This is a genomic window from Sphingomonas sp. PP-CE-1G-424 (genome assembly GCF_004341085.1).
In the GTDB taxonomy this organism is placed as follows: Bacteria; Pseudomonadota; Alphaproteobacteria; order Sphingomonadales; family Sphingomonadaceae; genus Sphingomonas.
In genome coordinates, this window is sequence record NZ_SLXW01000009.1 from 75,843 (window position 1) to 84,983 (window position 9,141).

The following is a 9,141-nucleotide window of genomic DNA, read 5'->3' on the forward strand; positions in this document are numbered from 1 at the left end:
GGTCGTATCCGTCGCTTATGCCGCACTGCCGGCATAGTTCGTCGAATGAAAATTGCCAGACTGGGGCATTCTTCCGGCTCACGCCAAAATTTCTCTTTTCACCATCGTTTTCCAGATAGCCGATCGCCCCATACGCTCTACGCGACACAGCCATCAGTGTCCCTGATCCATCCAGCCGCCTTGAGGCGCGTCACAGCCGATCGCGCGACAGGTGCGACCATGCCGTTGGACAGCCGCAGACGCATCGAGCGGGCGTCTCCTTCAACGGCTGCAACCGCATGCGCCGCAACCCACCACGAGCGATGCGTGCGTAACCCATCTGCCTCGACCGCCTCGATCGCACGGCTGAGAGGCATAAGGATCAGCTCGGAACCGGCGGGGCGATGCACGCGGACGTAATGATCCTCCATTTGCAATGCCAGCACCTCCCCGCCCAGCGGCGTGGCGATCGGATCGACCGGGGGCGGCGAGACAGGATCGTCATGTGATACAGGCGCGGAGCGACGCAGGACGAAGCCGACACCTGCCATCGCAATCACCCCGATCGTCGCCGTCTGCGCGAACCAGCGCGGGAGTGAGAGGTCGAGCCGCGCCAGCTCGGGCCATAGCCAGAACGCTGCCACACGCGTTGCCAAGGCTTCGGGTATGCTGGCGAGCAATGTCGCCCCGATCAGGGCGAGCCACCAGGTTCGCGAACCGATGGTGGTCCATATGCCGACGATCCTGAATGCCGCGCCGTAGAGCCCAAGTCCAAGCAACATTGCGCCGATCCAGTAGGCGAGCAGCCGGACCGGGCCACCGTTCAAATAGCTGCCGAACGGTCCAAGGATCGCCAAGAGAGCGCCGATGGCGACAGCTAAGCCAGCCCAGCGGATGACGGGCGTCGCCATTCGGCTGCGATCAAGAACGAGGGAAGGCGGGTGGGTCACTCTACCTTCTACCGCGATCACGTTAGCGAACGAAACCCGTTTGCCGACTGACGTACCCGTTCGCCCACTCGCGAATAGACAGCTTCCGCAAGAGTTTGTGCCGCGTCATCGAGGCGCACGCCATTACGGAGTTCATTATGTCATTGCGCCTCGCCATTGCCGCACTGTTCCTCGCCGCTACCACTCCTGCGGCCGAAGCCCAGTCCGTGCAGGTCGGCTTTGAGCGCCAGGTTACAGCGGAGGGCATCGAAGTGGGTATCTGGTATCCGGCGACTGGCACGCCTGTTCACCAGCGGCTCGGCCTCTACGCCCAAGATGTGGTGCCCGATGCGCTTGTGCCGGGTGGCAAGCACCCCCTGGTCGTCATCTCACATGGCACCGGAGGCGATTTCGCCGGTCATGTTGATACCGCCGTAGCGCTCGCTCGCGCTGACTTCATCGTCGCCGCGCTCACCCACCCCGGCGACAACTGGCGCGACAACAGCCGAGCGACGCGGATAGAGGGGCGTCCGATCGCGCTAAGTGCCGCCATCTCGTACATGTTGCAGGCTTGGCCGGGGGGCGCTGCCATCGATCCCGACCGCATAGGAGCCTTCGGTTTTTCAGCAGGTGGATTCACGGTTCTGGCGGCTGCCGGAGGGAAGCCGGACATGACCCGCTTTGCCGATCACTGCGCGAAGCATCCCGCCTTCTTCGTATGTACGCTCCTCAGGTCGCAGCCTCGAACGCTGTCGACCGCGTGGCCGCCGATGACGGACCCGCGCATCAAGGCGATCGTCGTCGCCGCACCGGCAATAGGCTTTACTTTCGACCGTGCGGGACTGGAAAAGGTCCGCATCCCCGTGCAACTTTGGCGTGCCGATAACGATCAGATTTTGCCGGCTCCCTTCTATGCGGATGCGGTTCGCGCAGCACTACCGATCAGGCCTGATTTCCATGCCGTTTCCGGCGCGGGGCATTTCGACTTCCTTGCCCCGTGTGCCGAACCCGCGACGATGCCGCAGCTATGCGGCAGTGCGCCGGATTTCGACCGCACGATGTTTCATGCCCGCTTCGACACGGAGGTGGTACGGTTCTTCGCGCAGAAACTGAACCGGCCGGGCTTGGCGGCGACACTCGATGGTACGCGGTTTAGGCCCTATGCAGCCTGTTACGCCATCGTAGGATCATCGGCCGAAGGCTCCCCCGTGATCGGTTCGACGTGGCAATCTGTTCGCACGGACAAGCTGGAAGGCCGGCCGATCTGGCGGATCGTGGTACATCAGCGTCTCGCCAATGGCCGGTTCGATATGCGCGACGCTTTCGCGCTTGATGCGCGCACCTTGCGACCGATCAGCCTGACGACGACGCGCGACGGCAAACCCCACGCCGAACTGTCCTACGGCTCCGATCGTGTCACGGGGTACAAGTCAGATCGGCAACGCAACCGCGTGGCGGTCGATCAGGCTTTCACGAGTCCCGTTTGGGACGGCAACCTTTTCGGCCCGACCTTCGCCGCGATGCCGCTGGCTATTGGGAAGAGCTTTACACTGCCCTTCTATCAGTATGACCGTGGCCTAGGTGCATTCACGGTCGCCGTTACGGGAACCGAAGTGGTGAAGACGCCGACAGGACGGGTGGAGGCTTGGGTGATCGACGCAGGGTCAAGCGTGGATCGGCGCCTGAAATATTTGATCGCCAAGCAGGATGGAAGGGAGATCGGCTATAGCTCACCACAGGGTGGGCAACGGTTAGGGGGGGAGTGCGCGGGCCTAGAATAACCTTTCCGTCCCTGCGGCACAGGGTTTTGAGAACGCCAGCGGTTCTCGAAATTCGATACCTTTTGAGAAAGTCCCGGGGGGCAGAGGGAGGGGCTCGCCGTCCCAACCTCACTCTGATCGTGGACATGAACAAGCGGCCGGAGTTGGGGGCTGAACCGATGCTCTGAGCGTCCGCTTGTGGGTCCGATCGCGGGAAAGCGCGCGGCAAGTCTCGACCAAACCCAGCCGTTCACAGGCACCGCCGCGAATATCCAGCTCTGACGAGACGCTTCGTGATTGATGGGTACATTGCGTGATTCTCGGCCCAGGCGGCGCGGATGCCCTACATTCAATATGGATGCAAAAACGATCTCGGACCCGCATCTTCTTATCAATTTGATCGTGGCTACAGCGCTACCAACCCGGCGCGAACGATGGAACCTGCTGTGTCCCACAACATCAATTACGAGCTCCTGACAGAGATTGAGCTAGCTGTCGCAGCGCGCGCCAAAACCGCTGGCGAGCGGCGAAGCCATTTAGATCAAGCGGCAGTCTATGCGACGCTAGGAGAAAAGTACCGTGCCGAAGGCGCGCTCTTGGTTCTGGCCGAATAGGCGTTCACGCGGCCGAGGTAGCCGAAAACGTCGCTTGTTCGGGTAGCGTGGAACTATTCCGGCAGCATCTTTGCTGCCGTCAAAGGTCATAGGCTCCGCATCACGGCACCCTTTGGATTGTAACTGGCCCACACACTGCTGACAAAAGTTGCGTGCGGGGCTAATAGGCAAGGATGAAATGCGACCATGCGCTGATTGTCGCGCGTCGTTTCGAACCCGGCCGCGTCAATTGCTGGGATATATACTCCGATCAGCATTGCCGCTGGCTGGATGTGATTTTTGCTTCCAAGCGCGACGCCGAAGGGGCGCGCTTGGTACTGGTGGGCGTGCATTGAACTAACACCTGTCATTCTGACGACATCAAAGGCAACGACGGGAAGCGCGTGAATTAAGAGATTTTGTCAGATGTTTTAGCGCTAGTTCGCTCGTCGCCGATCGAATAGTCGATTGCGTTTCGACGGGGCGGCCCCCGACCGCCGATGACATCGATAACGTCGCTGCTCGGATGTGGCGTGAAGGGGCTCGCAATCGATCGGCGTTTCCCTAGGGCGAACTCTCCCCGTCGGCTCCCGACCGCATCGTTAGCAATGCGATCCGCGGTCCTCACGCTACAAGGCAGCGGTCTACTGAGCCGCGTCGGTCCGATGCTCCGGGGCAACCGCACGTAGGATCAAGAAACGTGTAACTGAGCGAAGAACCGGGACAGGGCGGCGTCAATTGCCGATGCGCCGTCTTCGACCAACCGTGAGTCCATCCGGACCCTCGTGGCCATCCCCGTCGTGCTTTGTGTCGCGACGGATACATCTGCCACCAGACGCCCGATCAGGTCCAGGTCTGTCGCGGTACCATCGACGTTCCGGCTGATGACTTGGCCGCTCTGCGCCTGTTCGCCGATGCTCGAAGCGAGATCTTCTATTCCTCCAGCCATATCCTGGACCATCGCGCGGATATGCAGCAGGCCGGTATAAGCTGCCCCGGTACCGCGTTGCACGCCTGCTATCTGGTCGGCAATCGCACCGGTAGCTTCCGCGGTTTGCGCCGCCAACGACTTCACTGCGTCGGCAACGACAGCGAACCCTTTCCCAGCCTCGCCGACGCGCGCCGCTTCCATACTTGCGTTTAGCGCCAGTAATTTGGTGCGTGCAGCTATGCCCGTAATCAAACCGACGATCGCCCCAATCGCACGAGCCTCATCCTGAACGTCCGTCATATCCTTCGCAAGCCGCACGGCGCAGTCCGCCGCCTGCGCACTCAGATCGGCAGACAGGCGCGTACTCTGGCTCGATTGTTCGATCGCGTTCATGAATTGGGTTGTCGCTGCGGCAATATCAGTCGCGCCGTCCACAGCTCTCCGCACGGCGACGCCGACACTATCCAATTCGCGTGTCGCGGCGGTCGAGTGGTCCTCGAGTTCGCCCGAGGTCGTCGATAATTGGCTGGCCGCGCCGCGCAGTTCGGCAAGGACGTCCGCTATCTCGCCTTCCAATGTGGTTGCAGCCTGCCTGACGATACGGTCACGCTCCGCCTCCGCGCCCTGGGCCGTACGCTGCGCGGCCTTGATCTGGTTTTCGCGCTGTGCCTCTGCCAACCGTTGACGACCGATATTCGCTTCAAGCAGCCCGCGCTCAATGACCGAGGTGCGGAACACTTCGATCGCTCGTGACATGCGGCCGATCTCATCGCCGCGTTCTCCGTGCGGTGTGCGGCCTTCAGCATTGCCCCCGGCGATCACCGCCAAGGTGCGTTCGATGTCCAGCAAAGGACGGACGATGGTCTTTTGGACGATCAGCACCGTGCCGTATGCGGCCAGCGAGAAAAGGACGATGCTTGCTACGATACTGATGCCGACCTCTTGCCGCTCCAGATCGCGGGCGTTGCGGAACAGGCCCTCAACCTCGATTTCCTGCCCGGCGATAAGCGTATCGGCAATCTTCGACGCCATGCGCTCGTTAGGGCGGACGTCATTGCGAAAAACGCCCCATGCCAGGTCCTGGCGATCCTTCGTGGCAGCACCGGCCACGACTGCCAGCTCACGGAGGACGGTCGTCTGACTGCGTATGTAGGGGCTCTGCGCGTTCAATCCCGTTCCGGGGTTGCGAACCAGTTGGGCGAGCTGCGCCCGCATCTGAAGCGACCGTTTTGCGAACTTCCCGTGGATGATCGCAAGTTCGCGAGGATCTCGTTCGAGCAACAGGTTGAGTGCGTCGCGTTGGAGCGATCGGCTGAGCGACCGTGCCTCTATCAGGTGGATCCGCACTATCTGGCCGGCATTCGCGGCATCGCGCGCAGTCTGAACACGGTTGCGGGTACCGAGGCCGATGAGACCCAAAAGGATCACGAGCCCCAACATGATGGCGACTGGTACCATCAGTCGGACGACCATACTCTGGGACCACAGCCTTAACGATCGATTTGTCATATGGGGGCGCTACGGCGCGCATCTTAACCCTGTATGACACTTTCGCCTTACGACAAGCCGCAGTAGCAGGTCCTTCAGATCCGCCTTGTCCAGGCCATCGCTAAAATTGGTGACATCAATCCTACCGTTCTTCAAACCGGACATTGGCGATGCCGGCTGCAGCGGATAACCCCTCCGCCGCAATCACCTCTGCCCCGCGAAAACGCGCGCTTTCTGGGGTTATATGTCGCGATGTACCCCCGTGATACCCCAGACAGCCTAAGAGATCCGGCCAACTAAATCAGAATTGAACCATATCGCAGTGCGTCCGCTTACGCCCACACCCGGGACGTTCAGGCTGGCGATCCGGGCTCCCAATAACGGCCATTCGTTAAGCGCGATCTTTCCCGTTTCTCGGTCTCCGATTGGCCATTTCGGGAAAGAGCAGTGGGAACAGATTTCGGGAACGCGAAACCCGCATGCGTCCGTCAACGCGATCGAGGCGGCAAGATTCCCGCCAGACGTTCCTATTCGAGAAGAGCCCAAAAGTGTTAAAGAAGCACTATGAAGATCATGTTCGCCACGCTGCTGGCGTCGGTTGCAGCCGGGGCGCAGGCCCAGACAGCGCAAGCACGGCCCAGTGAGAGTCCAGCAATGAACGACGCCGCGAACGTAATTGCCGTGGACCACACGGGTTTCGCTGTATCGTCTTTGGACGAAGCCGTTCGGTTTTGGACGGGAGCGCTCGGTTTCACGCTTGAGCGGCAATCGGAGATGGGGGGCGACTTCCTGCATCAGGTTACAGGTGTCGATGATCCGAGTGTGAAAACGGCGATCGTCAGAGCACCAGACGGCTACGTTGTCGAACTGTTGCAATATTCAAGAGGGCACCAGAACGGGTCGGTGCCTTCCAGCGCGGGATCGATCGGGGCGGCCCACCTGGCGCTGGCCGTAAAGGATATTCATGCCGCTATTGCCCGCGTCGAGGCAGCAGGATGGAAGGCCAAGGGTAGTCCGCTACCGATCGCGGGTGGTCCCCGGAAGGGTACGTTGGTAGCATACGTTTCAGGCCCCGATCATATCACGATAGAGCTTATGCAGCCGCCGGCCCGTTAATGAGCCTGCGGAAGTTTTCCCTCTTCACCATCCTTTTCGGGAAAGCCGGCAACTGCCCAATGTCGGCTATCGCCACCCGCCCTCCCGGAGCAGCCGGTCCGGTTTCCTTCCCATCTGGGTCATTCCGCTGCCGCCCAATTGCGGACATCGATCAGGCGTGAGAAACCTCTCTGATGAATGTGGACGGCTACCTCCTATTGGGCATGGCGGCATGGCTAGGAATGGTTCTGGTCCCGCCGGCAATAGCTCGTACTTTATGGAAGATTGGTAGGCGGCGATCTTGGGGATGGTGATGCATCTGCTGTTCGTTCCCTCGGTCGTCGCGCGATGTTCGGACTCGCTCAAATCGTATTCTTCGCCGCGTATGATGACGGCGAGGGACCACCCGGCTTGGGGCTCGCGCTTATACCGCCGTTCCTGGTGCTGCTGCTAACAATCGGGGGTTACGCGCTCTGTCTGATGTCAGTCGCCATACAGGCTTTGCGACAGCGGAATGTCCGATAAACTCTCCATCTCGGCCATTCCGCTAACGCCCATTAGCGGACATCTAGCAGTGCTCATTTGAGACCACCCAATCACGCAAAGCTACGGCATCGTAATAGGCGTTGTGCGGAACTTCGCTTCGGCTTTCTGATGCAAAATCACTGGTGCCGAGTATCTCAAATCGGACGGCGCGCCCTACTAGCCGTCCGCCGCGCCCATTGGTGAGGAGTGCGACAGCGTGACCAATATCCTCGGGCCAATCTGCGATGAGCACTGGGTCGGTGTCAGCCGCGAGGTAGGAACTGAACATATGCGCAACCTCGGCGAGCGGCCTCTGCTTTGTATGCAGGACCGGCAAGACGTTGGCGGTGACCCACGGATTGGGTTCAGGACATTCAACGGCCTCATAGAAAGGCGCGACCTCATCGCCCTCCGGCACGGCAGCGATAGCGATCAATCCGCCTCCAAAACCGTTGAACTCAGCATCAAGGAAATAGCGCACCCGCTACTTTCACCAGAACATATTGCTGGCGTCCACAGATTATGTCCGCTTTCCTTTCCCATCACGATATTCGCGAGCGGATAGGCGGACTTGAAAATCGGTTATTTGCAAAGATGAACCAGCGTCCGAAGTTGGGACGCGAGGGATGAGGCGTGAGCGTCTGCTTGTGGGTCGAAGCTGCCGGCCCGCCGGGGGCATGCGTTATCAGCGGTTGAACGCGATAGGGGCGACGGTCACAGTTTCCCTCCGTCGGCTGCCAGTAGGGCTCGTAGGATATCTTGTGACCGTCGTTGGCCATACCCGTGCCCGTAGGCGCTCGATGTGATCGCGATGACAAGGTGGCGACTTTGAATGACGTAGATCTTGTTGCCGCCATTTCCCGAGGCGAACGACACAGGAACGGGCTTGCCATCGACCTGCTGAACCTTGGAATACCAGAAATAGCCGTAGCCGTCGGCGTAAGGGTCGCTGGTCGAAATCGTAACTTTCGGCGTTAGTGCCTCGTGTATCCAGCGGGCACTGACGATCCGGCGGCCGCGATATTGACCCGCACCGCGCACCATTTCTCCGATCGTGGCGAACGCGCGTGTCGTTAGAGAGAGGTTGCCCTGTCCTTTGGTGTATCCCGCCGCGTCCGACGCCCAGTTCCAGTCGCGGATGTCCAGCGGCGTGAAGAGTGACTTTCGCGCGAAGTCCGCCATCGTTTGCCCCGTGGCTTTCGCTATCAAAATACCGGCCGTGTACGCGGTCGCCGAATTGTAGCGGTAGCGTGAGCCCGGTGGGTCAGCGCGCGGCACCTTCAGCAGAAACGCGAGCGGATCGGCCGCTGCGTCGAGCCTGTCTTCGTTACCTGGAGACGCAGGATCCTCATCGAACGCCGCTAGCCCCGAGCGCATCGTCAGCACGTCCGCGATGGCGACATCGCCGATCGCGCTGCCCCGTGCCGCCGGCCAATGGTCTGCGACGCGGTCATCGATGCCGCGCAGCTTGTGGTGATCGATCGCGATTCCCATCAGCAACGCGGTCACGCTTTTTCCCGCCGACCGGACGTCGTGAAGCGTATCCGCACGCTCGCCATTGTAATAGCGTTCGGCGACAATGCGTCCGCCGCGCATGACGACGACACCGCCCAGGTCGGGATGCGGATCCTGGTCCCAGCGCGCCAGAACCGCGTTCAGCGCGGCATCGGTTCGCGCCAGGGAAGGCGTGCTGCAAAGAGCGCCGAGCAGGACAGCGAAGCGGATGGCGGTGAAGGTCATGTCATGTCTCCGGGCAGCGGTGCGGGCTGCCTACGGCGCTATCGGATCGTCGTCTTGCATCTGCGCAACATTCCGCAGCCGCCTCCACCGCGCGGGTGTCG

General features: G+C 60.8%; 8 protein-coding genes. 4 read left to right on the forward strand and 4 right to left on the reverse strand.

Going from position 1 to position 9,141, the window contains the following annotated elements; genetic code table 11:
- Positions 1-137: 137 nt before the first annotated feature.
- Positions 138-890, reverse strand: coding sequence for a LytTR family DNA-binding domain-containing protein (locus C8J43_RS19390; RefSeq protein WP_133032263.1), 753 nt, complete (start codon positions 888-890; stop codon positions 138-140).
- Positions 891-1,066: 176 nt separating this feature from the next.
- On the opposite strand from C8J43_RS19390, the gene C8J43_RS22440 reads away from it, so the two are divergent.
- The 3 genes from C8J43_RS22440 (at position 1,067) to C8J43_RS22040 (ending at position 3,617) form a co-directional block, all read left to right on the forward strand.
- Complete coding sequence (locus C8J43_RS22440; protein ID WP_243645689.1) at positions 1,067-2,689, forward strand: hypothetical protein; 1,623 nt, start codon at positions 1,067-1,069, stop codon at positions 2,687-2,689.
- 317 nt (positions 2,690-3,006) lie between these two features.
- On the forward strand, positions 3,007-3,282 hold the full coding sequence (locus C8J43_RS19400) for a hypothetical protein (protein ID WP_133032264.1): 276 nt from the start codon (positions 3,007-3,009) through the stop codon (positions 3,280-3,282).
- 173 nt (positions 3,283-3,455) lie between these two features.
- Positions 3,456-3,617: a hypothetical protein gene (locus C8J43_RS22040; protein WP_165899696.1), complete on the forward strand. Its 162-nt coding sequence runs from the start codon at positions 3,456-3,458 to the stop codon at positions 3,615-3,617.
- Positions 3,618-3,952: 335 nt separating this feature from the next.
- Here C8J43_RS22040 and C8J43_RS19405 read toward each other — a convergent pair whose 3' ends face one another.
- Entirely contained in the window at positions 3,953-5,650 is a 1,698-nt protein-coding gene (locus C8J43_RS19405) for a methyl-accepting chemotaxis protein (RefSeq protein WP_165899697.1), read from the reverse strand.
- 594 nt (positions 5,651-6,244) lie between these two features.
- Between C8J43_RS19405 and C8J43_RS19410 the strand changes: the two genes are divergently transcribed.
- Positions 6,245-6,796, forward strand: coding sequence for a VOC family protein (locus tag C8J43_RS19410; protein WP_133032266.1), 552 nt, complete (start codon positions 6,245-6,247; stop codon positions 6,794-6,796).
- A 547-nt stretch (positions 6,797-7,343) separates the two neighbouring features.
- Here C8J43_RS19410 and C8J43_RS19415 read toward each other — a convergent pair.
- Positions 7,344-7,781 (reverse strand): hypothetical protein, encoded by a 438-nt coding sequence (locus tag C8J43_RS19415; protein WP_133032267.1) that lies wholly within the window; start codon positions 7,779-7,781, stop codon positions 7,344-7,346.
- Positions 7,782-8,014: 233 nt separating this feature from the next.
- Complete coding sequence (locus tag C8J43_RS19420; RefSeq protein WP_133032268.1) at positions 8,015-9,040, reverse strand: serine hydrolase domain-containing protein; 1,026 nt, start codon at positions 9,038-9,040, stop codon at positions 8,015-8,017.
- Positions 9,041-9,141: the final 101 nt, after the last annotated feature.

Bases quoted from the DNA above. Each gene is read 5' to 3' on its own strand.
- C8J43_RS19390 (WP_133032263.1), bottom strand. From the start codon at position 890: ATGGCGACGCCCGTCATCCGCTGGGCTGGCTTAGCTGTCGCCATCGGC.
- C8J43_RS22440 (WP_243645689.1), top strand. From the start codon at position 1,067: ATGTCATTGCGCCTCGCCATTGCCGCACTGTTCCTCGCCGCTACCACT.
- C8J43_RS19400 (WP_133032264.1), top strand. From the start codon at position 3,007: ATGCCCTACATTCAATATGGATGCAAAAACGATCTCGGACCCGCATCT.
- C8J43_RS22040 (WP_165899696.1), top strand. From the start codon at position 3,456: ATGAAATGCGACCATGCGCTGATTGTCGCGCGTCGTTTCGAACCCGGC.
- C8J43_RS19405 (WP_165899697.1), bottom strand. From the start codon at position 5,650: ATGGTACCAGTCGCCATCATGTTGGGGCTCGTGATCCTTTTGGGTCTC.
- C8J43_RS19410 (WP_133032266.1), top strand. From the start codon at position 6,245: ATGAAGATCATGTTCGCCACGCTGCTGGCGTCGGTTGCAGCCGGGGCG.
- C8J43_RS19420 (WP_133032268.1), bottom strand. From the start codon at position 9,040: ATGACCTTCACCGCCATCCGCTTCGCTGTCCTGCTCGGCGCTCTTTGC.